The sequence below is a fragment of the Roseburia sp. TF10-5 genome (assembly GCF_003462365.1).
GTDB classification, from domain to species: domain Bacteria; phylum Bacillota; class Clostridia; order Lachnospirales; family Lachnospiraceae; genus Roseburia; species Roseburia faecis.
The window spans coordinates 49532-75519 of the sequence record NZ_QTYW01000008.1 but is presented as its reverse complement, the minus strand read 5'-3'; the positions used below and the strand labels follow the sequence as shown (position 1 = coordinate 75519).

Sequence of the window (25988 nt, the reverse complement as noted above, 5' to 3'; positions counted from 1 at the left end):
GAGGTATTTATAATGAAAAAAGCAATCGCTATCTTACTTTCTTTGACTATGATTTTGGGACTTGCAGCTTGCGGAAATTCTGCAAGCCAGACAGAGCAACCATCTACAGAAGATACTTCCGTGGAAAGTAAAGCTGATACCAATTCTGCGGAAAGCAGGACAGCAGAATTTGAGCCCGAAAGTGAAGCTGCGCAGCCCGATGATACGGAAGAAACAGAACCTGCGCCTGATACGGATACTGAGTCGGAAGGAACAAAGGTACTGGTAGCATATTTTTCCGCCACCAATACAACGGAAGGTGTGGCAGAACATATTGCAAATGGTCTGAACGCAGACATTTACGAAATCGTTCCTGAAGATCCTTATACAGATGCAGACCTTAACTACAATGACAACAACAGCCGTACTACGATTGAAATGAACGATCCCAATGCCCGTCCCGCAATTTCCGGTTCTGTTGAGAACATGGAGCAGTATGACATCATATTCGTTGGCTATCCCATCTGGTGGGGAGAGGCACCGAGAATCGTCAGCACTTTCATGGAAAGCTATGACTTTTCCGGCAAGACCATTGTTCCTTTTTGCACTTCCGGTGGCAGCGGCATTGGTTCCAGTGCGTCCAATCTGGAGCGTCTCACCAGCGGAGCTACTTGGCTTGATGGACGGCGGCTAAATGGCAGCGATTCGCAGGATACCGTTATGGAATGGGTAAACAGCCTTGATCTGAACCTGGCAGAATAACCCGATAAAGAAGATTTCAAGGAGATGATCACATGAAAAAAATAACCGCACTGATACTTTCTGTTGTACTGGTGTTTTCTCTGGCAGCCTGCTCTAATACACAGCAGAACAATGCTTCTGATCCTGTGTCCAGCGAAGCACCCTCTCTGGTGGTAGAATCCACTCCCGCAGAAGTCACAGAAACGGAGTCTCCAAAGACAGAGGACGATACGGAACCTGCTTCTTCGGAGTCGGAAGAAACGAAAGGCAGCAATATTCTGATTGCTTACTTTACCTACGGCGAAAATGCGGAGCTTCCCGATGACGTGGACGCTTCTGCATCAGCCAGTATTCAAATCTTTAACGGTGAAGTCACAGGCAATACGGGTGTGATGGCCCGTATGATTGCAGAAGCTTCCGGCGGAGAGTTGTTTTCTATCCGAACAGTAGAACCTTATCCCAATAACTACAATGATACCGTTGATGTTGGACAGACTGAAAAGAACAATGGCATTCATCCGGAATTGGCTACGCATATCGAAAATCTGGATCAGTACGATACGATTTTTGTTGGCTTCCCAAACTGGTGGTATGGTATGCCTATGGTAATGTACAGCTTTTTTGACGAGTATGACTTCAGTGGGAAAACCGTGATCCCCTTCTGCACTTCCGGTGGCAGTGCATTCTCGGATGCGATTGATGAAATTAAAAATATGGAGCCGGATGCAACCATTCTTGACGGACTTCATATTGGCAGTTCCAGTGTAACCGATGCGGAAAGCAGAGTGAGCGAATGGGTGCAGGGACTCGGTTTATCTAAATGATACGAAAGGACAAATGACTCATGAAACTAAAAATAAAGATGGGAATTGATTTACTGATGACAGCGCTGTTACTTTGTCTGATGGCTTATCAAGTCACCGGACAGAAGCTTCATGAGTGGTTTGGAACAGGGATGCTTGTACTGTTTTTGCTACATAACATTCTGAACATCCGGTGGTATGGTAGCCTGTTCAAAGGGAAATATACCCTGCTGCGGGCAATGCAGACGCTCATCAATATCAGCGTTCTTATCTCCATGCTGTGTTTGGGGTTTAGCGGAGTTGTGATGTTCCGTCATGTCTTTGCGGGACTTTCTATCCACGGACCGATGGCAACAGCGAGAACCATGCACCTGGCGGCATCTTATTGGGGATTTGTGCTGATGAGTATTCATTTAGGAATGCATTGGGGAATGATCGTGGGAATGTTCCGCAGACTTTGTAACAGAAAGAAAACCCCTGCTGTATTTGTATGGCTGATGTATTTTATAGCAATTTTTATTGCGGGGTATGGAGCGTACTGTTTCCATAAGGAAAATATTCTCTCCTATATGTTCCTTAAACAGGAGTTTGTGTTTTTTGATTTTGAACAGAGTGCAGTTTCTGTATTTGCAGAGTATATCACCATGATGGGACTATGGGTCTTTATCGGCTTTTACACAGTGAAAGGACTCAGAAAGATAACCTCACAGAGCAGAAGAAAGGAATAAATTGTAAAATCTTAGTGGAGGAAAAGGCATGAATCAGCAAACAACTCTGTTTTCAAACGAGAAGTTGATGGCTATGATTATTCCCCTGTTTTTAGAGCAGCTGCTGATAATGCTTGTAGGGATGGCGGACACACTGGTGGTCAGCTACGCCGGAGAAGCAGCAGTATCCGGTGTTTCATTGGTAAATCAGTTCAATACTATTTTTATTTATCTGTTTACAGCATTGGCATCTGGAGGGGCGGTTGTGATCAGCCAGTATATTGGTAGAAAGAAAAATGATGACGCTGGAGAATCCGCCAGTCAGCTTCTATCATTCTCTACGATTTTTTCCATATTGATCGCAGTGATAGTTCTGATTGGAAATGAAGGGATGCTTCGTCTGATGTTCGGTAAAGTGGAAGATTCTGTGATGCATTCTTGTATTACATACCTTAGGATTTCTGCATATTCCTATCCGGCATTGGCGATTTACAATGCTGGCGCTGCCCTTTTTCGCAGTATTGGAAAAACCAGTGTGACCATGTATTTGTCGGTAATTTCCAATATCATCAATGTTATTGGAAATCTCATTGGTGTATTTGTTTTGCGTGCAGGTGTTGCAGGTGTTGCATACCCTTCACTGATCGCTCGGACATTTTCAGCCGTGATGATTACAGTACTTTGTTTTCAGAGAAAAAATGAAGTGTTCTATCGCTGCAAGTGGATTTTTCGGTGGAATGTGGATTTCATGAAACAAATTCTAAAAATTGCTATTCCAAATGGGATGGAAAACGGTGTGTTCCAGTTAGTCAAAGTAGCATTAAGCGGTATCGTTGCACTTTTTGGAACATATCAGATTGCTGCAAATGGTGTTGCACAAAGTATCTGGTCGTTGGCTGCGCTGGCGGGAGTCGCTATGGGTCCCGTATTTATAACGGTCATTGGGCAGTGTATGGGAAATGGGGATGCAGATGCTACGGAGCATTATTTTAAGAGATTGACAAGAATCACATTGCTGATTTCATCGGCATGGAATCTTTTGATTTTTCTTCTGACTCCATTCTTTATGAAATTTTATGCTTTGCAGCCGGAGACCAAACGGCTTGTGATCTGGCTGGTTTTAATCCATAACGTGTTTAATGCAGCAGCATATCCCTTTTCCGGTGCGCTTAGTAATGGGCTGCGGGCAGCGGGTGATGTGAAATTTACCATGTATGTTTCGGTTATCTCCACGATAGCGGTGCGTCTTTTGCTGTCATGGTTCTTCGGAATTGTCCTGCAAATGGGCGTGATCGGGATTGCTATTGCAATGGTTTGTGACTGGAGCATTCGGGCGGTCATTTTTTTCCGGAGGCAGAAGTCCGGAAAATGGAAAACATTTCAGGTGATATAGATTCATTTATAATAAGTTCAATAACATAATTTACGGAGGAAATTACTATGGGCAAGAAAATTTTGGTAGCCTATTTTTCAGCAAGCGGCGTGACTGCAAAGGCAGCATGGAAACTTTCAGAAGCGGCAGGCGCAGACCTGTATGAGATTAAACCAAAGGTACCGTACAGCAGTGCCGATCTGGACTGGACAAATAAAAAAAGTCGCAGCAGCGTGGAGATGAACGATCCGATATTCCGCCCTGAAATTGCCGGGAAACTGGAAGGTATGGATCAGTATGATCTGGTGTTTGTCGGGTTCCCTATCTGGTGGTATGTTGCCCCAACGATTATTAATACTTTTTTGGAGAGTTATGATTTCTCAGGTAAAACCATCGTTCCTTTTGCTACTTCTGGCGGCAGCGGCATGGGAAACACAAATGAAAAACTTGCACCGAGCTGTCCTGGCGCTATCCTGATGAAAGGAAAAATGCTGAATGGCTTGTTGTCTCAGGAAGAATTGAAAGCATGGGTAAAAAGTCTGTGAGTTGGATGTGGGCATTGTAACAAACGCTGCCCGTTCCATGTGGATCAGGTTGCAAGGATGCAAGAGATTTTAGGCTATTTTAATTCTTGAAGGGAGAATCAATCATGACAGAAAAAGATTTTAAACAGATCTTCCCATTGGGTGAGAAAAATGATGCGTATGCACAATATTTTGTTGGACAGAGTTACCTGTCCATGCTGACAACGGAAAGAGTTGGAATTGCAAATGTAACTTTTGAGCCAGGATGCCGGAATAACTGGCATATTCATCACAAAGGCGGACAGATTTTGCTCTGTACTGCCGGACGTGGATATTATCAGGAGTGGGGAAAAACGGCTCAGGAGATGAAACCCGGTGATATTATTAATATCCCGCCGGAAGTGAAGCATTGGCATGGAGCTGCTCCTGATAGCTGGTTTTCTCATTTGGCGGTGGAGGTCCCGGCAGAAGGAAGTTCTAATGAATGGTTGGAACCGGTGAAGGAAGAAGAATACAGTAAGCTAAAATAAGGAGACAGATTATGAAAAAGGTAACAGCGGGCAGAGATGCCCTGGGTGATTTTGCACCAAAATTTGCGGAACTGAATGATGACGTGCTGTTTGGAGAAGTGTGGTCACGAGAAGATAAGCTGCCTGCAAGAGACAGAAGCATTGTCACAGTAACAGCACTTATGGCAAGCGGTGTTCTGGACAGTTCTCTTGCCTTTCATATAGGAGAGGCAAAAAAGAACGGTGTCACAAAAGAAGAAATAGCAGAAATTTTGACACACGCTGCCTTTTATGCTGGCTGGCCGAAAGCATGGGCAGCATTCCGCATGGCGAAGGAAATCTATCAGGACTAAGGAGGAAAAACATTATGTTAGGAAATTTTTCGTATTCAAATCCGACAAAACTTTACTTTGGAGAGGAGTCTCTTTGTTCTTTGAACGAGGAGCTTCCTAAATATGGAAAAACCGTTCAGTTGATTTATGGCGGTGGTTCTATCAAGAAAAATGGTATTTACAATCAGGTTATGAGATTACTGAAAGATAACGGAAAAGTAGTCGTTGAGGATGGAGGAGTGATGCCAAATCCTACCGTGGAGAAACTGCGGGAGGGTGTTCAGATTGCCAGAGAGAATCATGTGGACTTTCTGCTGGCTGTAGGCGGCGGCTCTTGCTGCGACTATGCAAAAGCGGTTTCCGTGTCTGTTCACTGTGACGAAGATCCATGGGAGAAATATTATATCCGCTTTGAGGAGCCGGATTGTGAGATTGTCCCTGTTGGCTGTGTATTGACTATGGTGGGAACCGGAAGCGAAATGAATGGAGGTGCGGTCATCACCAATCACGATCAAAAGCTGAAAATTGGTCATGTGTTTGGAGATGCTGTGATGCCGAAGTTTGCAATCCTGAATCCGAAATTCACTTTCACATTGCCGAAACAGCAGATGGTGGCCGGCATTTATGATATTTTCAACCATATCTGCGAGCAGTATTTCTCTGGGGAGGACGACAATACCAGCGATTATATCAGCGAGGCACTGATGAAATCAGTAATTCACAGTTCGAGAATTGCCATTCAGAATCCAGAGGACTATGAGGCAAGGTCGAATATCATGTGGGCTGCAACCTGGGCACTGAATACGCTTGTTTCCAGAGGAAAAAGTACCGACTGGATGGTTCATATGCTTGGTCAGGCAGTAGGAGCATATACGGATGCAACTCACGGAATGACGCTTTCTGCGGTGTCACTTCCTTACTATCGGTATATTATGCCTTATGGTCTTAGCAAGTTTTGCCGTTTTGCTGTGAATGTGTGGGAGGTCAATCCTGCTGGAAAAGCTGATGACCAGGTTGCCAGAGAAGGGCTTTCCTGTATGGAAGTTTGGATGAAAGAACTGGGACTTACAATGAATCTCCATGAGTTGGGAGCAACAGAAGAAATGTTGCAGGGTATCGCAAACGGAACCATCATCATGGAAGGTGGATATAAGGTGTTGAATCATGATGAAGTGTTGGAGATTTTGAAGAACAGTCTGTAAGTATTTAAGTAGGAGCTTTTATAACGATAATATAATAGAGAAAGACAAGTGCTGTGAAAGAAATTTTTCTTTGATGGTGCTTGTCTTTTTTTTAATTCATCACTTGACATTGTGGCAAAGAGTTAATGAGTCAGGACGAGATTGCAGTCATGGATGGCAGCAAATGTATCATGCAGCTTAGAGGTGTGAGACCATTTTTCTCAGATAAGTTTGATATAACGAAGCATAAGCAATACCCGCTGTTATCCGATTATGACAAAAAGAATGAATTTGACATTGAAAAATACGTCAAGAACCGCAACAGACTCCGCTTTAAGAGGAATGATGTGGTGGATGAGGTATGCGATGTCGGAGAAATCACAGCTTAACTTCTGGACATTGTGACCAGAAGTTGTTTTACAACTGAATATGGAACTTATGATATGGGAGCTTTTCTAAAAATTATAATTCAGAGAAGCTCCCTTTTTATTTTTTGAAAAAGGAGACAAACAAATGGGCTTTTTTACAACATCAGTAACAGGACTTAAAACAGTAGTAACCGCAATCGGTGCAGGTGTCGGCGTATGGGGAGTTATCAATCTTCTGGAAGGATATGGTAACGATAATCCCGGTGCAAAATCACAGGGTATCAAACAGTTCATGGCTAATTAAAGGGAACAAAAAGAAAGGGAATGCACAATCCAGACGGTATCAGCGGCAGGCTACAAGAATAAATTGTGATTTCACAAGATTGGTGTTATAATAAGAGAAAAGTTCCTGCCGGGGCAACCGCCCCGGTGGTATGGATAGAAAGGCAGGAAAACAATATGCACATCAGCTATAAACCACTCTGGCACACACTGTTAGAGCGTGATATGAGAAAAGAGGATTTAAGGCTTGCTGCTGGTATGACAACAAATATGATTGCCAACATGAGCAAAGAGGGAAAGCACATCAGCATGGATACATTAGCCCGTATCTGTGAAACTCTGAATTGTGAGATTACTGATGTGATTGAGTTAGTACCAGACGAGCCTGCTTCCACAGGAGGTAAGGAACATGAGCGAATTGAAACCAAGAATAACGGAAAACGGAATTGATTATATCCTTGTCGGAGATTACTACATTCCAGGCTTGAAACTGCCGGAGGAACACCGCCCTATCGGAAAGTACGGACGAATGCACCGGGAATATTTAAGAGAAGTCCACCCAGCCAGATTGAATACATTGATACTGACCGGAGAATTGTTGACATATCTTGCAGACCTGAATGAACAGGCACAAAAACGGTTAGACACTATCATGGAGCAGATGAAAGCTACCGAGGGCGTGACAGAGGAATTGAAGTGTACCCGACAAATGGAATGGGTGCAGCGTTGCAATAACATTCACAACAGGGCAGAAGAAATTGTTTTGTATGAGATGATTTATTCATAACGGGAGCAATTAAATCGGAGGTATATAAGATGATTGAAATTGTATTTGGTGAAAGTGCCTGTGGAAGTTTGAAAATTGCCCAAACTTACGGCAAGGGAAAGTATAGAGGAAGTGCTGTTTCAATATTTATGAGGCACGAAGACGGGAGTGTTCCATCTTCAGATGAAATGAAAAAGGCACAGCTTCAAGCACAGGAACAAGAACGCATTGCTTGGGAGAATGCTATTCCATTGGGAGGCAAGAGCAGTGATGTTTATTGTTTTGATATGGCTCTTAGTGTGGGAGATATTTCTGATAATGGAATTGGCGAACAGCGGAAAAATATTTTCAAGAAAATGCTGTCTGTCTGCTTTGTAGAGGATTTAGATTATCAGGTTGAAGAAAAAATACAGAAAATTAAAACTACATTGACCTCAGTGATTGAACGATATGTAGCTGGGGAAGAAATTCGCATTTGGTATAGCTATAATCCAGATGAGCTTTGTGGTATGTATTGGCTTATGAAACAACTTCAACCATTAAACTGCCAGACAACAATTTATTTGGTTAAGTTACCTACATGGGAATATGGAAAAGAAAATACTATGACATCCAAAATAGCATGGGGCGAGGTCTCTCCTGGCGAATGGGGAAACTATATAACTCTACAAGAGAAAGCTAATCCTGTATTTCTTTCAGCTTGTACTATGAAATGGAATCAACTTCAAAATGAAAATGCACCTTTGCGTGCAATGTTAAATGGTAAATTGCAAAGCGTTTCAGAAGATATATATGATAGTTTCATTCTTCGTGAAATTGCGGAACAGCCAGAGCAATTCAAAATGGCTATTGTCATAGGTAATGTTTTAGGAAAATATCAACTTGGAATTAGTGATGTATGGATTTCCAATCGCATTGATAAAATGCTTGAAGATGGTGTGTTGGAAATTATACAGGACGCACCAAAGGGAGAAACAAATTATCGCCGAATATTAAGAAAACGAATGAAATAATAACCACAGCACAAACCGCTGCTACATGGAATCCAACAAACCATGCAACAGCGGTTTTCCTTTACCGTTTTTTCCTCTGGCTGATAGGTGTTCCCATTTTCTTTGATTTTTTGAGAATACGAATGAACCAGCGAAATTCTTCTTCTGACAGGTTTTTATAGTTGATACCAAGCTGCTTGCAGTAAAGGATAACCAGTTTTTCATCTCGACTGCCCTTGAAATTTTCGACCGCTTCCAGATTTTCTTTCAGTTCATCGGCAACGGTAGTTTGGGGCGCACTCTCGCTGTCCTTTTTGTGGAATTCCCGAATATCCCGGATAATCAGGTTGAGGTCATCCAGAACCATGTGACTGAAATACTCATCATCACTGATATGTGCGGCTTGCAGCACCTTCAAATGCGGGTCATCTTCGCCGGGGCGATACCGTTCAATAATTTCATGCCGGACGGTATCAACAAGGGAGTTGAGATTTTGGATTTGCATGGTGGCAATCCCGTCCACATAAATCTCAATGTCCGCAAGAAACTTGATAAAGTCCTTATGGGTGGCAAGTTCGCAGAGCAGACGGTTGTTAATCCGACCGCTTTTCAGCAGTGCCACCATCTCATCGTTCAAATGCAGCTCCGTCAGTGGCGTGTTGATCTGCTCCCTGTTCTCTGTCCGGCACAGCAGATAATCGACGGAAACCCCATAGAAGTCTGCCAGCGTGATAAGGTTGCCATGATTGATTTCCTTATAATCCTCTTTTTCATAACTGCCAAGGGCTGATTTAGAAATGCCCGTCAGCTTTGATAGTTCTTCCAGATTTAAGCCTTTGTCTTTGCGGAGTTCCCAAAGGCGTTCCTGTATGCTTGTTGCAACTTTCATGGGCGCACGCTCCTTTCCGGTGGTTTTATTTCTGCCGTTTAACTGGATTATATCACACTTTCCGCAATCGTGGAAATTTCTGATTTTCCCCCTGATTCCTACTTTGTGGATATACGGCACAGGGCACAAAAATGTTCTATGATACAGGTAGTTCATCGATGGATTATTCCAATCGAATGACCAGCCTGTGTGGGATATGCTTCCCCGGCGATGTAGCGCCATGACTTTTGGCAGGGATATGGAGGAACCCTGACCGAAACGAGCGTACCAAAGGGAGCGATACGCCGCTGTGAGATTCAGGGGAGGAACGACACCGGGGAGAACTGGCGAACTGACACCGAAATGATACCGAAACACGACAATTTGATAGGGAGATAGTCTACCCTATCGCTGAGACTTCGGGAGATTTTAAGCGGCTCTATGGCTGTAATTTTGCCGAAAATCGCCCCGAAACCATACACGAAAACGGGAGGAAACGTAACATGCCGAGAATGAGCAAAAAGCGGAAGCATGAGCTTTCCTTTTACCTCAATGACCGGGGGCGTGTCACTTACAACGAATTATGCCGGAAATGCCAGCATGGGTGCAAGCAGAGCTTCCGGGCGGTTGTGATTGACTGCCCCCGTTATTTATCCAAACGAGCAAAGAAAAAGGAGGAACACACCGAATGAATTTTGAATTTATGACGATAGACACACCATTGCCGCCCTGTATGCCATTTCCCAGAGCGTTGACAGGATTTCCAGTCAGCAGCACCGCAAAGGTCATGTACTGCCGGATGTTGGACGCTATGCTTTTCAGAGGGCAGGCGGACGAGAACGGGATTCTTTTTGTCTGCTTCCCTATCACAGCCATTGCCGCAGTCCTGTCCCGCAGCCTCATGACGGTCAAGCGTTCTTTGAATGAACTGGAAACCGCCGGACTTATCATGCGGGTGCGTCAGGGCGTGGGAGAACCGAACAGGATTTATGTGCTGATACCGGGAAAGGAGGGCGCTACCCTTGCCTGATACCTCAAAGCTGGGAAAGCTCAACCGGGAGTTGGAGAAAAGCGAAAAGAAACTGCGGAAAGCCATCAATGATGAAAAGGCATTGCAGCACCAGTTGAAGCAGCTTACCCGAAAGGAACGGACGCACCGGCTCTGTACTCGTGGCGGTATGCTGGAAAGTTTTCTGCAAGAGCCGGAACGCCTGACGGACGATGATGTCATGCTGTTGCTGAAACTCATTTTTCACAGGCAGGACACGCAAGATATATTGAAAAAACTGCTGGAACGGGAGAAGCCGGAAACCCCTTAGTTTACTAAGGGCGCAATTATACACCACCCAGAGGTTGGTGCATTGCGTTCTCCGAAGGCTCCTTGCAGGAGGGCTGTGATTTTCCGCAGCCACGGTCTGCTCCAAATCAAACAGGGGACGCTACACTTCCCCTGCGCTGGCTGCCGCCAGCTACCCTTTTGTGGACTTGCCATCTGGGGACACCTTGCGTTGCAAGCTGTTCCCAGCCGATAAGTTTCATAAAATATAATGCAAATGGAAAGCTAACTTGACATAAAAGAACTATGTGATATAATGGAAGCATGGAAAGTTAACTTTCCATAAGAGAGGAGGATGACATGAAAAATCGCCTGGAAGAATTACGAAAGCAACGAGGCATAAAGCAAGAAGATTTAGCAAATGCATTGGAAGTATCACGACAGACCATCGGCTCTTTGGAAAACGGACGCTATAACCCATCTATTCAGTTGGCATTTAAGATTGCCAGATATTTCAACATGAGTATTGAAGAAATTTTTATTTACGAGGAGGATTGATTATGAAAAAAAGGTTGTTGATTTTAATGACAGTTACAGGAATGATTATTCTACTGGGAGGATTGCTAACATACGGTTTGGGAGTACATGAAATAATACCTGTGCCACGTCCCGACTTAATAGTAGTAGGTACATCTCTCATTGGAATTTTGCTGATTGTATCTGGTGTGTGCGACTTGTTCGTTAAGAAAACCAAAGAAATGGAAATAGAGGAAAATGACGAGAGAAATATTTCGCTTAGTAATGCTGCTATGGCAAGTGGCTTCAAGGTAATGAATGTTACGATTGCTGTTTCTATTTTTGCTTTGATTTTCACCGGATATATGACAGTAGTCCCATGTTTCACTATTATTGGGGCTTATGCTATTGGACAAATTGTATTTATTGTGCGACTTTGGTACTTGCACAAAACTATGTAAATGTATTACTAAATACCCGCCGCCCCCAGCGGCACAACAAGCAGGAAATCTGAAAAGGTATCCTGCTTTTTCTATGTCCAAAAACGGAAAGGAGGAACACAAAATGCCCTGTCCACACAACGAAATCTCTATTGTGCAGCGCAGCCACCGCCAGTCTGCGGTTGCCGCCGCTGCTTACCAGAGCGGCGAAAAGCTGTTCTGTGAATATGACCAGGAAGTAAAACACTACCCGGAAAAGCGTGGTATCGTCCACAATGAAATCCTGCTCCCGGCAAACGCTCCCCTGGAGTACACAGACCGCAACACCCTCTGGAACGCTGCCGAAGCTGTTGAGAAGCAATGGAACTCCCAGCTTGCAAGGCGGTGGGTGCTTTCCATTCCCAGAGAGATACCGCCCGACCAGTACGCCGCCCTTGTACGGGATTTCTGCCGCCAGCAGTTTGTTTCCAAAGGAATGTGCGTGGATTTTGCCATCCATGACAAAGGGGACGGAAACCCACACGCCCATGTCATGCTGACCATGCGGGCAATGGATGAGCGTGGGAAATGGCTTCCCAAGAGCCGCAAGGTCTATGAACTTGATAAGAACGGGGAACGAATCAAGCTCCCGTCCGGCAGGTGGAAAAGCCACAAGGAAGATACGGTTGACTGGAACGACCGCAAATATGGCGAAATCTGGCGGCATGAATGGGAGGTCATCCAAAACCGCTATCTGGAAGCCAACAACCGCCCGGAACGAGTAGATCTCCGTTCTTACGAAAGACAGGGGCTTGATATTATCCCTACCGTCCATGAAGGGGCTGCTGTCCGGCAGATGGAAAAGCGTGGGATTCAGACGAACATCGGCAACCTGAACCGAGAAATCAAAGCCGCCAATAGTTTGATGAAGTCCATCCGGCAGCTTATTAAAAATCTCAAAGGCTGGATTGCGGAGCTTAGCGAAAAGCGGAATGAACTGCTTGCCCAAAAAGCTGCGGAGGAAGCGGTCTTTCTTCCCAATCTGCTGATGAAGTATATGGAGATACGAAAGGCAGAACGGAGCAGCTGGACACGGGCGGGACAAAGCCGGGGGACTTCCAAAGACTTAAAGGCAGTCAGCGAAGCCCTGTCCTATCTCCAGAGAAAGGGACTTTCCACCGTGGAGGATTTGGAAAACTTTATAGAAACGTCCGGGAAATCTGCCGCCGACTACCGAAAGCAGATGAAGCCAAAGGAAACCCGCAGCAACGTGATTGACGCTATCCTTGCCGCCCGGACGGACTGTAAGGAATGTAAGCCCGTTTATGAGAAATACCAGAAGATATTTTTCAAGAAAACTAAGGAAAAATTCAAGCTGGAACACCCGGAGGTTGCCCGGTTTGAGAAAGCCAGTGCCTACCTTGCCAAGCACCCGGACGATAAGGACAGCACGAAAAAGGAGCTTTTGCAGGAACAGGCGAAGCTTGTGGACGAAATCGCAGACTTGAAAGTACCGTTGACCGAGGTGCAGGAAGATTTGAAGAAGCTGTGGGACATCCGCTACTGGGTACGGAAAGCCACACCCGGCACAGAGGAAAGCAAAGAGCCGCCCAAGAAGCAGCCCCTCAAAGAAGTCTTGCAGGATAAGGCTGACGAGAAGAGAGCACAGAAAAACGCCCCGGCGCAGACGAAACACAAACAACAGGATATGGAACTTTAACAGGCACTTGCCATTTTCAGATTGAGAATGATAAGTGCCTTTTCTTTTTTACAAGGAGGAATTGATTTGAATGTATTTGAAGCTGTGAAGCAGTCCGTTACGACAAGACAGGCTGCGGAGCATTACGGAATCCGGGTAAACAGAAACGGGATGGCTTGCTGCCCGTTCCACAACGATAAGACCCCCAGCATGAAGCTGGACAAGCGTTTCCACTGCTTCGGATGTGGTGCAGATGGGGATGTGATTGATTTTGTAGCTGCCCTGTACGGGCTGGGGAAAAAGGAAGCCGCCGCACAGTTGGCGAGTGACTTCGGGCTTGCCTATGAGGACTGGAAGCCACCGGGCAGGGCAAGGAAGCCCAAGCCCCGGCAGAAATCCCCGGAAGAACAGTTCCGGGAAGCAAAGGCACATTGCTTCCGTGTCCTTGCCGATTATCTACACCTCTTACGGGTATGGAAAACCGACTATGCCCCGCACTCCCCGGAGGAAGCGTTTCATCCCCGGTTCGTGGAAGCCTTGCAGAAGCAAGCCCATGTGGAATATCTGCTGGATGTGCTGCTGTTTGGGGATACGGAGGAAATCGCTTCACTGATTACGGAACATGGAAAGGATGTGATACAGCTTGAACAGCGAATGGCAGAGCTTGCCGCCGCAGACGCAGCAAGAACTAAAAAACACCATGAACGCCATGCAGCCGCCCCAGAGCGTTGAGGAAGTAAAGGCAACTCTGGAAACCACCGAGAAAGGCGGTGTCCGCCAGAGCATACGGAACTGCCTGACCGTATTCCAGCGTGACCCGGTGCTTGCCGGGGCAATCGCCTATAACATCCTGACCGACCGAAAGGACATCATAAAGCCCATCGGTTTTCACAGAGAAAGCACAGCCCTGACCGATACAGACATGAAGTATCTGCTTCTCTATCTGGAGGAAACCTACGGGCTGACCAGTGAGAAAAAGATTGAAACCGCCATCGGGATTGTGGCGAATGAGAATAAGTACCACCCCATCCGGGATTTTCTGAACAGCCTTGCATGGGACGGGACGGAGCGCATCCGCTTCTGTCTGCGGCACTTTCTGGGGGCGGATGTGGACGATTACACCTATGAAGCCCTAAAGCTGTTTCTTTTGGGGGCGATTACAAGGGCATTTAAGCCCGGAAGCAAGTTTGAAATCATGCTGTGTCTGGTAGGCGGTCAGGGGGCTGGCAAGTCCACCTTCTTCCGTCTGCTGGCAGTCCGGGACGAGTGGTTTTCCGATGATTTGCGGAAGCTGGACGATGATAACGTGTACCGCAAGCTGCAAGGTCACTGGATAATTGAAATGTCGGAAATGATGGCAACCGCCAATGCCAAGAGCATTGAGGAAATCAAGTCTTTTCTAAGCCGACAGAAAGAGGTTTATAAGATACCCTATGAAACCCACCCGGCAGACCGTCCCCGTCAGTGCGTGTTCGGCGGTACTTCCAACGCCCTTGACTTTCTCCCCCTTGACCGTTCCGGCAACCGCCGATTTATCCCGGTCATGGTGTACCCGGAGCAAGCCGAGGTTCACATTTTGGAGGACGAAGCCGCTTCCAGAGCCTATATCAGCCAGATGTGGGCGGAAGCAATGGAGATTTACCGAAGCGGCAGGTACAAGCTGTCATTCAGCCCAGCCATGCAGCGGTATCTCAAAGAACACCAGCGGGATTTTATGCCGGAGGACACCAAAGCCGGGATGATACAGGCTTACCTTGATAAGTACACCGGGGAAACGATCTGTTCCAAGCAGCTCTACAAGGAAGCCTTAAATCACACCTTTGACGAGCCGAAGCAATGGGAAATCCGGGAAATCAACGAGATAATGAACCAGTGCATTACCGGGTGGAACTACTTTTCCAATCCAAGAATGTTTGCGGAATATGGCAGACAAAAGGGCTGGGAGCGTGAAATCCCGGCAACGGACACCGACAACCCGCCCGAAAAATCTATGGACGGTTTTGTGGAGGTCACGGAGCAGATGGAGCTTCCATTCTGAAAATGACAGCCCGTTGCCGACTTCGTTGCTATCCCGTTGCCGAGCCGGTTGCCGGGGAAAAACCCATAACTGCGGGCTTTTCTCCCCTATGACAACCAAAACAACAGAAAAATAAAAGAAAAGTATAAATAGTAACCACCGCCAGATTGAGATTGTTTGCAAGGTCTTTTGAAGCCCGTTGCCGGACTTCGTTGCCGACACCCTCTGTCTGGCTATTTTCATGTATGGAGGATAACTGCCTATGGCAAAAAACAAAACAGAGATTCATGTGACCACTGTATTTGACGGGGAGCTGGACGCCACCGATGTGTTCGTCAGCCTGATTTCCCAGAAATACGGCAAGACAAATACAAAAGAATATCTTGCTAAAAAGAAAGAATTGAAGTATAATGAAGATGAGGTTCAAAAGAGCCGGATACCGTCTGGATTGTGTGGGTAAATGGCTATGATGAACGAAATGGAATACAGAACAATCGGTTCGGCACTTGCCGGGGGCTATCGTGCAGCGGTCTATTGCAGACTGTCAAAGGACGATGACCTGCAAGGCGAAAGTGCCAGTATCGCAAACCAGCGTGATATGCTGGAAAAATACTGCGAAAAGCAGGGATGGGAGGTTGTGGCAGTCTATCAGGACGATGGCTTCACAGGTCTTAATATGGAGCGTCCTGATTTACAGAGAATGTTGAGATCCATTGAGCGCAGGCAAATCAACCTTGTTATCACGAAAGACCTCAGCCGACTGGGGCGTAACTATCTGCAAACCGGGCATTTGATTGAGGACTTTTTCCCAAGAAACGGGGTGCGCTATATCGCCATGAATGACGGTATCGACACCTTACGGGATAACAACGACATTGCCCCGTTCAAGAATATCCTGAACGAGATGTACAGCAAGGATATTTCCAAGAAAGTCCATTCCTCTTATCTTCTGAAAGCGCAGAAAGGACAGTTTACCGGGTGTCTTGCCCCGTTTGGGTATCGGAAAGACCCGGAGGACAAAAACCATCTGCTCATTGACGAGGAAACCGCCCCGATTGTGCGGCTGATTTTCGGATATGCCCTAAACGGTCATGGTCCGAACTATATCCGCAGACGGCTGGAGGAAGAAAAAATCCCCTGCCCCACATGGTGGAACCGGGAACGGGGGCTTCGCAATACCCGCACCAAATGGGAAAAGAAAGACCCGGAAAACGGGCGGTATATGTGGGACTTCTCCGTTATCAAAGACCTTTTGATGAATCCCGTCTACACCGGGGCGATTGCTTCCCAGAAAAAAGACTACCGCTTCAAAATCGGCACGATTGGGGAAAAGAAACCGGAGGACTGGGTTGTGGTTGAGGGACAGCACGAACCGCTGATTGACCGCATGAGCTTTGATATTGTGCAGAACAAGCTGAAATCCCGCCAGCGTCCGGGGCAGACCAATGAAATCAGCCTGTTTGCCGGACTGATAAAATGCGGCGAGTGTGGGAAGTCGCTGACGATACGCTACACAAACGCAAAACATCCCCAGCGGATTTACTCCTGCAAGACCTACAATGCCTTTGGAAAGAACCACTGCACCCAGCACCGGATTGATTATGACACCCTTTACAGTCATGTGCTGCGGAAAATCCGGGAATGTGCCAGAGCTGCCCTGATGGACGGAGAAGCGGTTGCCGACCGCCTGACCAATACCTGTGAAGCCGAGCAGCGGGAACAGCGGGAAGCAATGGAACGCTCCCTTACAAGGGACGAGGAACGGATTGAGGTTCTGGACAAAATGGTAATGCGGCTTTATGAGGATATGATTGCAGGGCGTATCAGTGAGCAGAACTTCAACACCATGCTGGAAAAGACGCAGACCGAGCAGACGGAGCTTAAAACAAAAGTGTCCGAGGGCAGAAAGCGGCTGTCCGATGAAGTCCAGCTTGCCAATGATGCAAAACAATGGGTGGAAGCCATTCAGGAATACGCCAACATCACAGAGCTGGATGCAGCCACCCTTAACCGCTTAATCAAAGAAATCGTCGTGCATGAGCGCATTGACGAAGATAAAACAAGACACATTTCTATCGAAATTCATTTTAATCTCAAACCCATCCCGGAGGTGGAACAGGTCACTGCCTGACCTGTCCCGCCTGGATGGTTCTCTTAAAAACACCATATAGATTTTTGTACGCCGCCGCCCGCCATCGAGCAGAATTTTACACCTAATTGGGGATAAAACAGCTTATGAGTGGCGGTGGCATCATCATTGTGGCACAGACGGTAATTCCACAGCTTACCACACTGTTCTCATAATTCATGGGCGGGATCATTGATAAGATTACTGAATTCATAAAGGAACTGTTGCAGGGATGGGTGCTGACAAACTTTGAAACCATGTTTACCGATGTCAATGACAAGGTAGGCACGATTGCAGGGGAGGTCAGCAAAACTCCCAGCACTTGGAACTCCGGTATTTTTGACATGATAAAAACCCTGTCCGATAACGTGATGATTCCCATAGCGGGAATGATCATCAGTTTTGTACTCGTCTACGAGCTTATTTCCATGGTTATTGACAAGAATAATCTGCATGACTTCAATACGGCAATTTTTATCCGTTTTTTTATGAAAGCGTGTATTGCAGTCATGCTGTTAAGCAAGACTTTTGACATTGTAATGGCGGTATTTGATGTGGGAAGCCACATCGTCAATTCCGCAGCGGCAGCAATCAGCGGGGAAACCAGTATTGATGTTTCAAGTACGCTGCAGACGATGTTCAATGAGCAGTTTTCGGAAATGAGCATAGGAGAGCTGTTGGGACTGGGAATGGAGACCATGATCGTCAGTTTATGTATGAAAATCATGTCAGTCCTTATCACCGTCATTCTTTATGGGCGAATGATTGAAATATATCTTTATGTATCAGTAGCACCTGTTCCCTGTGCAACCGTAACCAACCGGGAATGGGGAACGATAGGAACGAATTATTTTAAGGGGCTTTGTGCTCTAGCATTTCAGGGATTTTTTATGATGGTATGCGTTGCAATCTATGCAGTGCTTGTGGCTGGTGTGGCAGTATCCGACAACCTGCATACGGCACTCTGGTCGGTGGCAGCATATACCGTTATTTTATGCTTTTCACTCTTTAAGACTGGTTCATTATCGAAATCTATCTGGAATGCGCACTAAGGGAGGAACGATATGGCAATATCCGTGCAGGTGCCGAAGGATTTGTCCGGTATCAAGACAAAAGTGGCACTGAACTTAACAAAGAGACAGATCATCTGTTTCAGCGGTGCGGCAGTAGCCGGGATACCCTTGTATTTTTTAACCAAGGGACTGATCGGAACATCAGCCGCATCACTTCTTATGATGGGAGCAATGCTTCCGTTCTTCTTTTTTGCAATGTATGAGAAAAACGGATTTCCGGCAGAGAAGATTTTGTATTTTATGCTCCGGCAGAAGATACTCACACCGGGCATAAGACCATACCGGTCAGAGAACTTATACAAGCAGTTGGAAGAAAAAGAAAAATTACGAAGGGAGGTTTGTTATCTTGAAGAAAAAGCAAAAGGCAGAACCGGAAAGCCGCAGAAAAAGCAGTTATAAGGGCAATAGCAGGAATAACAGCAAAAGCGGTGGACTTACCTTTTCAGAGAAGAAGCGTCTTATACAGTTGAAACATATTTTATCGGGAAAGAGCAATGAGAAAGAAAAGCCGACTACCGCACAAAAGACGATTACTTTTGAAAAGATGTTCCGTGACGGTATCTGTCAGGTCAGCCACCGTTATTATACAAAGATGGTGGAATTTTTTGATATAAACTATTCGCTTCTGGAAGTGGATGAGCAGGCGGATATACTGGCACAGTACAGCAAGCTCATCAATTATTTTGATCCGTCTGTGAGGTTTGAACTGGTGCTTTTCAACAGGCAGGTCAACGAACAGATGCTTACGGAACAGTTTGACATTCCGTGGCAGGAGGATGATTTTAACGACATTCGTGAGGAATACACGGAGATGTTAAAGAAACAGGCGGCAAAGGGAAATAACGGCATCATCAAGTCAAAATATCTGATTTTTGGTGTGGAGAGCAATGGCTACAAGGAAGCCAAGAGCCGCCTTAATAACATCGAGAAAGATGTTATACGGAACTTAAATAACATAGGAACCCTTGCGAGGGGACTGGACGGAAAGGAAAGACTGCGCATCCTGCATGAATATTTTAATCAGGATACCATGGAGCCTTTCCGTTTTTCGTTTAAGGATCTGGCAGAATCCGGCAAGTCGGTCAAGGACTATATTGCACCGCCGGGATTTGATTTCCGCTATCCGAACCGCTTTAAGTCGGGAAATATGTATGGCTGTGTATCCTATCTGGATATTATCACACCGAAATTTACGGACGAGCTGATCAAGCAGCTTCTTGATATTGATGCCAACCTTACTATCTCCATGCACATGCAGACGGAAGATCCGGTAAAGGCAATCAAGAAGTTAAAAGCGGTCATTTCCAATATCCAGAAAATGAAGATTGAGGAACAGAAAAAGGCAGTCCGAAGTGGCTACGATATGGATATTCTTCCAACAGACATCGTGACTTATGAAAAGGACACGCTGGAATTTCTCGATGATTTGAATACGAGCAACCAGAAGATGATCAACATGACATTCCTTATTACCTGTTATGGCAGAACCAAGCGGGAACTGGAGAGCTTAATGCAGAGGGTGTCCGGTATTATTCAGCAGGCAAACTGTGACCTTAGATGTTTACAGTATTTACAGGAGCAGGGCCTTATGGCATCTGCACCGATTGGGTGTAATGAAACCGGAATTGAGCGTACCCTTTCCACGAAGAGTACCGCAATTTTAGTACCATTCTGCACACAGGAATTATTTATGCCTGCTCCGGCAATCTATTACGGATTAAATGCACTCAGCAACAACATGATCATGGCAGACCGCAAAAGGCTCCGTACACCAAACGGAGTTATCTTAGGTACTCCCGGAAGTGGTAAGAGTTTTAGTGCAAAGCGTGAGATTTTAAGCTGTTTTCTTATCACAAAGGACGATATTATCATCTGCGATCCGGAGGGAGAGTATTTTGCTCTTGTGGCAGCACTACATGGACAGGTGGTAAAACTTGCCACCAATTCCAAAGACTATCTGAACCCTATGGATATTCAGTTGAGCCATAAGGGGGATAAGGAAGCATTAAAACTGAAATCGGATTTTATCATAACATTATGTGATCTGATCGCAGGTGGCAAGGACGGTCTGGAGAACGACGAGAAAGGTATCATCGACGAATGTATCCGCCATATTTATGACAAGTATTTTGAAAATCCGGTGCCGGAAAATATGCCGATACTGGAGGATTTATACAATGCACTTCTGAAGCATAAGAATCCAAAGGCAGAGCGTATCGCAAACAGCCTTGTACTGTATGTGCATGGTTCCCAGAATTACTTCAATCACCATACCAACGTAGACAGCGGCAACCGTATCATGTGCTTTGACATCAGAGACTTGGGAAATCAGTTAAAGGAACTTGGAATGTTGATCGTGCAGGATGCGGTTTGGAACAGGGTATCGCAGAACAGGGAGCGAAAGATTGCAACCCGTTATTACTGTGATGAGTTTCACCTTCTTCTGAAGGAGAAGCAGACCGCTATCTACTCTGTGGAAATCTGGAAGCGTTTCAGAAAATGGGGCGGAATACCGACAGGCTTGACGCAGAATGTGGGCGATTTTCTCCGTTCTGAGGAGATTGAGGGTATTTTGGGTAACAGCGATTTTGTGTATCTGTTAAATCAGAATGCCAAAGATCAGGCAATCCTCGCTGATAAGCTGGGACTTTCTGATAAGCAGCTTTCCTATGTTACCAACTCTGAGCCGGGAAGTGGTCTGATACTGTTTGATAACGTGGTAATTCCCTTCGTGAATAAATACCCGACAGACACCAAGACCTACAGAATTATGAATACCAAGCCGGAGGAATCAGTGCAGAAGGAGGACGCAGTATAAATGGCAGAAAAGAGACAGAAAAAGCAGGCGGCAAAGGCATTTGAAAAAGAGATATTTTCCAAAGATAAGGAAGTGACTGGAGCAAAGCATACAGAACACAGGCAGGACAACACCTTTTCTGTGGAAAATCAGTTTCATGCCAATATGAAGCCTGTGAGCAATCTGCCAAGAGATGCGAACCATGGCAGTCATAGAAGAAATGCAACTTCTGGTCACAGCGTCCAGAAGTCGGAAGCCGAAGCGGAAAAGGCATTCTTAAAGGAAAACAGTTTCATGCAGGATGAGCAGAGTGATTTTGAAACATCTTCTGACAGCACGATAGAAAACAAGGTTCATGTCAGGGACACCTACCAACGGTCTGAGGAAAAAGGAAAATATCACAAAAGGCGTGTGCAGAGAGAACACGCACACAGAGAGCGTGCGAAGTCAGAAAATACAAAGCAGTCCGATTATGGAGATTTCCAGACAAAGGATGCCACATTTTCGCAGGGGCAGGCGGAAGAATTTACCGACAAAAAAGTACAGAAGGCTTTTGATAAGTCGAAAAAGAGTCGTCAGAAGTTGCAGAAAGCAAAGGACAAGATGCCGAAAAAGCGGCATTATGAGATGAAACGTGTCTTTGATGAACAGAACGGAAAAGCAAAATATATCGTAGTTCCGGTAGATGTGGAGAAGCCATTTAAGCAGGATGGTCTGGGAAAGACTGCGGTTCATAAGCTGCAAACGGAAAATATGTATTTTGTGCATCGTAAGATTGCAGAAACAGAAAGGGACAATTCTGCGGTTGAGGGTGCACACAAGACGGAACAGCGTGCCGAGGACATTTATCACTATATGAAGTATCACCGCAAGAGCAAGGCACAGAGAAAGCGTGACCGCCTAGAGCGATTGCAGAAAAAGCAGGTCACAGCAGATATGAAGCTGGAGTATGAGAAATTCATCAGTGAAAATCCACATCTAAAGGGCAACAGTCCAAAGAAACAGTTACAAAGGCAGCTACAGAAACAGCGCATCAAGCGTGAGTATGCCAAGGCAAGGCGGGCAGGAGCAGAAGCCAAGACTGCAAAGGAAACATTTACAAAGACAGCCAATGCTGCAACCGGGATTGCAAAGAAGTTACAGGAGATTGCCACGAAAAATAAAACACTCATTATCACAGTCGGTATTTTTGCACTTCTGCTTATTATGATCATGTCGGCATTATCAAGCTGCGGTTCCATGTTTACCGGAACTGTGACAACAACGATGGCAAGCACATATCTTAGCCTTCCGGCAGAGATTGATGCAGCAGATTTATCTTTTACAGAAAAGGAAATGGAGCTGCAAAACAAGATTGACCGGATTGAAACTGATTATCCGGGATACGATGAATACGATTATAACCTTGGTGCAATCGGGCATGATCCGTACACACTGATCAGTTATCTTTCCGCAGTCCATACGGAATTTACTGCCGCAGGAATAGAGAGTGAGATTCAGGAATTATTTGATGCCATGTATTCACTCACTACCGAGGAAGTAGAGGAAACACGGACAAGGACAGTCACAAAGACCGGAACCAGAATAATAACAAATCCGGACGGGACTACCCATACCGAGGAATACGAGTATGAGGAGGAAGAAGAATATACCGTAACAATTCTTCGTGTCACACTTACGGTCACACCGCTTGAGAGCATTGTTGCTGGACGCATGGACAGCGAGCAGACGGAAATTTTTGGAGCTTATACGGAGACAAAGGGCGGCTTACAGGTCTTTGCTTCTCCGGTTGATTATTACTGGTATTACTATATCAGCAGTTATTATGGCTACCGGAAAAATCCAAACACAGGAGACGAGGAGCTTCACAGGGGTGTGGATATAGCAGTACCGACCGGAACCATGGTACATGCAGCACATGACGGAACGGTTATGGAAGCGGCTTACGATTCCTATTATGGGAATTATGTGGTGATTACGGACAGTAAGGGATATACCACAAAATATGCCCACATGGATAGCTTAAATGTGTCCGCAGGACAGAGCGTTAAAAAGGGTGCTAACATTGGAAAAAGTGGCAATACGGGAAGTAGTATGGGAAGCCACCTTCATATTGAATGTCTGTATAACGGGGAGTATTATAACCCGTTATTTTACTTTGAAGCAGGAGAGCAGACCATTTATGGAGAAACACCGGGCGGCACCGGAGGAGGAACCGGCAATGTGATACCACCGGAATCTTATGATGATGCAACCGTACAGACGCTCATGCGTGAAGCTAACAGGTATCTGGGAATGCCATACACCTTTGGAGGAACAGCTCCGGCAAGTTTTGATTGTTCTGGCTTTGTATGTTGGGTATTTACAAACAGCGGCGTACATAACCTGCCAAGAACCACCGCACAGGGCATTTATGACCAGTGTACTCCGGTATCAGCGGCAGACGCAAAGGCAGGGGATATTATCTTTTTTACCGGAACTTATAATGCGGGACGTCCGGTTACACACGTTGGCATTTACTGCGGAAACGGTACGATGGTGCATTGTGGCGATCCAATCCAGTACACCTCAATCAATACCTCTTACTGGCAGAGCCATTTTTATGGTTTTGGAAGATTGAATTAGCGAAGGGAGGAATTATTTTTGTCAGTAGAGCGAATCAATTCACAGCTTAAAAAGGTCAGGGAGCAGATAGCACAGCTACAGGCAAAGGAAAAAGACCTTGCAGAGCAGAAACAGATGGCGGAGGATGCCGAAGCCATGAAGATCATACGGAAATATAAAATCTCATCCGAGCGATTGCAGATGCTTAATAAGCTCAGTGAGGATGAAGTCAGAAATTTATTACAGAAACGGGAACAGGAAAAGGAGGATTCGACCAATGAAAATGAAGAAGTTATCCGTTAAGGCACTAATGTCCCTGATACTGTCGGCAATACTTTTTTGTATGCCGATTGGGGCATTTTTTGCAAACAGGGCAAATACTGTGGAGGTTCATGCGGAGGATACAGCAGAGCAGAAAACAGAAAGTGCGGCAGAGGAAAGCAGTGCAGAAAGCACAGCGTCCGGTAATGATAACAAGGACAGTTCCGGTAGTGGAGAAAATCACATAGAGCAGTCCACAGAGAATACAACGGAAAATTCCACAGAAGGCACAACCGAGGAAACACAGCCTTCCGCAAAATGCACCTGCAAGGAAAAATGCAGTCAGTATGCGGTGGATGAGGATTGTGAGGTGTGTGCAAAGGATTATAAGGAATGTGCTTATATCAATCCGAGCGTAAAAATTACAATCAATACACCTTCTGGGTGGCATAACGATACCACGAAAGTAACAGTCAAGGTGGAGGATACTATTGCATCCGGCAATTTTACCATTCAGACAGTAAAGGCAAAAGTCGGACAGAATGGGAGCTGGACAGATATTACCGAGGATATGTACATAGAGATTTCCGAGAACAGCACCATTTATGTGCAGGTCACAGATCAGAAGGGCAAGACCTACGAGAAAAACCGTTATATCAAGTGTTTTGATTTTACCAAGCCTACCTTAAATGCGGCAGTCAGCGACGGTCTTTTGAGCATTCAGGCACATGATACGGATTCCGGTATCAAGGCAATCTATGTCAATGGCTATGAGTTTACAGAGCATACGAATGGAGCCTTGAATATCCGTCTGCAACAGTTCGATGCAGGGTATCAGTATTTCACGATTTCTGCCATGGATAATGCAGGAAATACCTCTGAAATCTATAAAACAGCCAATCCGTATTACACCGATCCGGAGAATAAGGACAGCAATGAAAAAGATCCGGCACAGCAGCTCCCGGTGGATGCGTCGGCAACCAAACCTAGCTCTGCAACCGCACAGGTCACAGAACATACAAAAACGGATATGAATGGAAATACAGTTTCCCAGACAGGCAGTGGAACAACTTCAAGCAGTTCCGCAACAGCAAAGCAGTTTCCAAGTACGGGAGATACTTCTAAGGATGCAGACCAGAGCAGTGACAGTCAGACTTCTGAAAAAGGCAAGGAATTTTACACAATCCAGACTGCATCCGAGAAAAAGTATTTTATCTGGTAATTGACCGTGACGGGGAGGATGAAAAGGTGTATTTCCTTACCGAAGTCTGCGAAAATGACCTGTTAAATACCACAACGGATAACAGCGAGACACTTCCGAAAAATTCAGCGGCTTTGGAATCTGCAATTCCTACCAAAGACAGCGCATTATCCAACAATAATGCTGATACCACAGGAGAGAAAACACAGGGAGCAGAAAGTGTTGAGGACAGCACCGAAGATAGCACGGAAGATACAAGTGAGCAGAAAGAGGATACAGCAAAAGCAGATGGTTCCGGCTTTACATATATTTTAATGGGCATTGCTGCGGTAGCTGTGATCGGAGTGGTATATGTTGTGAAATCCAAGAAGAAAAAGGAAAACTTCATTGATGAGGATGAAGAAGAGGACGAGCTTGACGAGGACTACGATTATGCTGATGAGGAAGAAACCGAGCAGGATTCCGACGAAGCATTCATAAATGGTGGTGATGATACAGAATCAGTAGACACAGACGAGAATGGCAATGAAGATAACAACAACGAGAATGATGAAGAAAATGGGGAGGAATAGA

General features: G+C 45.6%; 31 protein-coding genes and 1 pseudogene. 31 read left to right on the top strand and 1 reads right to left on the bottom strand.

From position 1 onward, the window contains the following. Positions 1 to 12 precede the first annotated feature (12 nt). The 13 genes and pseudogenes from DXD06_RS09715 to DXD06_RS09655 all read left to right on the top strand — a co-directional run bounded on the left by DXD06_RS09715 (position 13) and on the right by DXD06_RS09655 (position 8577). Positions 13 to 741, top strand: a complete 729-nt coding sequence (locus tag DXD06_RS09715; RefSeq protein WP_117831483.1) for a flavodoxin — start codon at positions 13 to 15, stop codon at positions 739 to 741. Positions 742 to 773: 32 nt separating this feature from the next. Continuing rightward, positions 774 to 1544, top strand: a complete 771-nt coding sequence (locus tag DXD06_RS09710) for a flavodoxin (RefSeq protein ID WP_117831482.1) — start codon at positions 774 to 776, stop codon at positions 1542 to 1544. Positions 1545 to 1564: 20 nt separating this feature from the next. Further along, complete coding sequence (locus tag DXD06_RS09705; protein ID WP_117831481.1) at positions 1565 to 2251, top strand: DUF4405 domain-containing protein; 687 nt, start codon at positions 1565 to 1567, stop codon at positions 2249 to 2251. A gap of 28 nt (positions 2252 to 2279) precedes the next feature. Next, positions 2280 to 3623, top strand: coding sequence for an MATE family efflux transporter (locus DXD06_RS09700; RefSeq protein WP_117831480.1), 1344 nt, complete (start codon positions 2280 to 2282; stop codon positions 3621 to 3623). A 47-nt stretch (positions 3624 to 3670) separates the two neighbouring features. After that, positions 3671 to 4147 (top strand): flavodoxin, encoded by a 477-nt coding sequence (locus tag DXD06_RS09695; RefSeq protein WP_117831479.1) that lies wholly within the window; start codon positions 3671 to 3673, stop codon positions 4145 to 4147. Positions 4148 to 4251: 104 nt separating this feature from the next. After that, positions 4252 to 4656, top strand: a complete 405-nt coding sequence (locus tag DXD06_RS09690) for a cupin domain-containing protein (RefSeq protein ID WP_117831478.1) — start codon at positions 4252 to 4254, stop codon at positions 4654 to 4656. Between the two features lie 11 nt (positions 4657 to 4667). Beyond that, entirely contained in the window at positions 4668 to 4988 is a 321-nt protein-coding gene (locus tag DXD06_RS09685) for a carboxymuconolactone decarboxylase family protein (protein ID WP_117831477.1), read from the top strand. Positions 4989 to 5002: 14 nt separating this feature from the next. Continuing rightward, positions 5003 to 6169, top strand: coding sequence for an iron-containing alcohol dehydrogenase (locus DXD06_RS09680; protein ID WP_117831476.1), 1167 nt, complete (start codon positions 5003 to 5005; stop codon positions 6167 to 6169). Positions 6170 to 6282: 113 nt separating this feature from the next. Continuing rightward, positions 6283 to 6537 (top strand): annotated as a pseudogene (locus DXD06_RS09675) (VirD4-like conjugal transfer protein, CD1115 family); the annotation flags it as partial. A gap of 124 nt (positions 6538 to 6661) precedes the next feature. Further along, positions 6662 to 6820, top strand: coding sequence for a Maff2 family mobile element protein (locus DXD06_RS09670; RefSeq protein ID WP_117831475.1), 159 nt, complete (start codon positions 6662 to 6664; stop codon positions 6818 to 6820). A 155-nt stretch (positions 6821 to 6975) separates the two neighbouring features. Further along, positions 6976 to 7248 carry a helix-turn-helix domain-containing protein gene (locus tag DXD06_RS09665; RefSeq protein WP_002593556.1) on the top strand — a complete coding sequence of 91 codons (273 nt, stop codon included), beginning with the start codon at positions 6976 to 6978 and terminating at the stop codon, positions 7246 to 7248. Then, positions 7208 to 7585, top strand: a complete 378-nt coding sequence (locus DXD06_RS09660) for a TnpV protein (protein ID WP_005335912.1) — start codon at positions 7208 to 7210, stop codon at positions 7583 to 7585. The genes DXD06_RS09665 and DXD06_RS09660 overlap by 41 nt, the downstream gene beginning before the upstream one ends. A gap of 29 nt (positions 7586 to 7614) precedes the next feature. Next, positions 7615 to 8577 carry a DUF3658 domain-containing protein gene (locus DXD06_RS09655; protein WP_005335911.1) on the top strand — a complete coding sequence of 321 codons (963 nt, stop codon included), beginning with the start codon at positions 7615 to 7617 and terminating at the stop codon, positions 8575 to 8577. Positions 8578 to 8638: 61 nt separating this feature from the next. On the opposite strand, the gene DXD06_RS09650 is transcribed toward DXD06_RS09655, so the two are convergent. Then, a complete protein-coding gene (locus DXD06_RS09650; protein WP_008372835.1) occupies positions 8639 to 9445 on the bottom strand; it encodes a helix-turn-helix domain-containing protein in 807 nt (268 codons plus the stop codon). 482 nt (positions 9446 to 9927) lie between these two features. On the opposite strand from DXD06_RS09650, the gene DXD06_RS09640 reads away from it, so the two are divergent. From DXD06_RS09640 to DXD06_RS18130, 18 genes are all read left to right on the top strand, one after another. Continuing rightward, a complete protein-coding gene (locus tag DXD06_RS09640; RefSeq protein ID WP_002304353.1) occupies positions 9928 to 10116 on the top strand; it encodes a hypothetical protein in 189 nt (62 codons plus the stop codon). Continuing rightward, entirely contained in the window at positions 10113 to 10454 is a 342-nt protein-coding gene (locus DXD06_RS09635) for a DeoR family transcriptional regulator (protein ID WP_005335900.1), read from the top strand. Before DXD06_RS09640 ends, DXD06_RS09635 begins: the two co-directional genes overlap by 4 nt. Beyond that, positions 10447 to 10743 (top strand): DUF3847 domain-containing protein, encoded by a 297-nt coding sequence (locus tag DXD06_RS09630; protein WP_005335898.1) that lies wholly within the window; start codon positions 10447 to 10449, stop codon positions 10741 to 10743. Before DXD06_RS09635 ends, DXD06_RS09630 begins: the two co-directional genes overlap by 8 nt. A gap of 317 nt (positions 10744 to 11060) precedes the next feature. Next, positions 11061 to 11258: a helix-turn-helix transcriptional regulator gene (locus DXD06_RS09625; protein WP_002595107.1), complete on the top strand. Its 198-nt coding sequence runs from the start codon at positions 11061 to 11063 to the stop codon at positions 11256 to 11258. Between the two features lie 2 nt (positions 11259 to 11260). Further along, complete coding sequence (locus DXD06_RS09620; RefSeq protein WP_002595106.1) at positions 11261 to 11677, top strand: hypothetical protein; 417 nt, start codon at positions 11261 to 11263, stop codon at positions 11675 to 11677. Between the two features lie 103 nt (positions 11678 to 11780). Next, positions 11781 to 13355 (top strand): MobQ family relaxase, encoded by a 1575-nt coding sequence (mobQ, locus tag DXD06_RS09615; RefSeq protein WP_002595105.1) that lies wholly within the window; start codon positions 11781 to 11783, stop codon positions 13353 to 13355. A 66-nt stretch (positions 13356 to 13421) separates the two neighbouring features. Then, positions 13422 to 14066 (top strand): CHC2 zinc finger domain-containing protein, encoded by a 645-nt coding sequence (locus tag DXD06_RS09610; RefSeq protein ID WP_002595104.1) that lies wholly within the window; start codon positions 13422 to 13424, stop codon positions 14064 to 14066. Beyond that, positions 14035 to 15372 (top strand): virulence-associated E family protein, encoded by a 1338-nt coding sequence (locus tag DXD06_RS09605; RefSeq protein ID WP_117831474.1) that lies wholly within the window; start codon positions 14035 to 14037, stop codon positions 15370 to 15372. The genes DXD06_RS09610 and DXD06_RS09605 overlap by 32 nt, the downstream gene beginning before the upstream one ends. 241 nt (positions 15373 to 15613) lie before the next feature. Next, on the top strand, positions 15614 to 15811 hold the full coding sequence (locus DXD06_RS09595) for a hypothetical protein (protein ID WP_002595102.1): 198 nt from the start codon (positions 15614 to 15616) through the stop codon (positions 15809 to 15811). Next, positions 15812 to 17482, top strand: a complete 1671-nt coding sequence (locus DXD06_RS09590) for a recombinase family protein (protein ID WP_005335872.1) — start codon at positions 15812 to 15814, stop codon at positions 17480 to 17482. A gap of 104 nt (positions 17483 to 17586) precedes the next feature. Beyond that, on the top strand, positions 17587 to 17655 hold the full coding sequence (locus DXD06_RS18000) for a hypothetical protein (RefSeq protein ID WP_208913923.1): 69 nt from the start codon (positions 17587 to 17589) through the stop codon (positions 17653 to 17655). Between the two features lie 3 nt (positions 17656 to 17658). Continuing rightward, the gene (locus DXD06_RS09580) at positions 17659 to 18531 is read left to right on the top strand and encodes a VirB6/TrbL-like conjugal transfer protein, CD1112 family (RefSeq protein ID WP_117831473.1); all 873 of its coding nucleotides are present in this window, start codon (positions 17659 to 17661) and stop codon (positions 18529 to 18531) included. 12 nt (positions 18532 to 18543) lie between these two features. Then, positions 18544 to 18951 (top strand): PrgI family protein, encoded by a 408-nt coding sequence (locus DXD06_RS09575; protein WP_117831472.1) that lies wholly within the window; start codon positions 18544 to 18546, stop codon positions 18949 to 18951. Beyond that, the gene (locus tag DXD06_RS09570) at positions 18899 to 21370 is read left to right on the top strand and encodes a VirB4-like conjugal transfer ATPase, CD1110 family (protein WP_117831471.1); all 2472 of its coding nucleotides are present in this window, start codon (positions 18899 to 18901) and stop codon (positions 21368 to 21370) included. The genes DXD06_RS09575 and DXD06_RS09570 overlap by 53 nt, the downstream gene beginning before the upstream one ends. Next, positions 21371 to 23974 (top strand): CD1108 family mobile element protein, encoded by a 2604-nt coding sequence (locus DXD06_RS09565; RefSeq protein WP_117831470.1) that lies wholly within the window; start codon positions 21371 to 21373, stop codon positions 23972 to 23974. A gap of 18 nt (positions 23975 to 23992) precedes the next feature. After that, positions 23993 to 24256, top strand: a complete 264-nt coding sequence (locus DXD06_RS09560; protein ID WP_117831469.1) for a DUF4315 family protein — start codon at positions 23993 to 23995, stop codon at positions 24254 to 24256. Next, entirely contained in the window at positions 24231 to 25436 is a 1206-nt protein-coding gene (locus DXD06_RS09555; protein WP_330418183.1) for a hypothetical protein, read from the top strand. Before DXD06_RS09560 ends, DXD06_RS09555 begins: the two co-directional genes overlap by 26 nt. 26 nt (positions 25437 to 25462) lie before the next feature. Continuing rightward, positions 25463 to 25987 carry a CD1107 family mobile element protein gene (locus DXD06_RS18130; protein WP_330418182.1) on the top strand — a complete coding sequence of 175 codons (525 nt, stop codon included), beginning with the start codon at positions 25463 to 25465 and terminating at the stop codon, positions 25985 to 25987. The last annotated feature ends 1 nt before the right edge of the window (position 25988 follow it).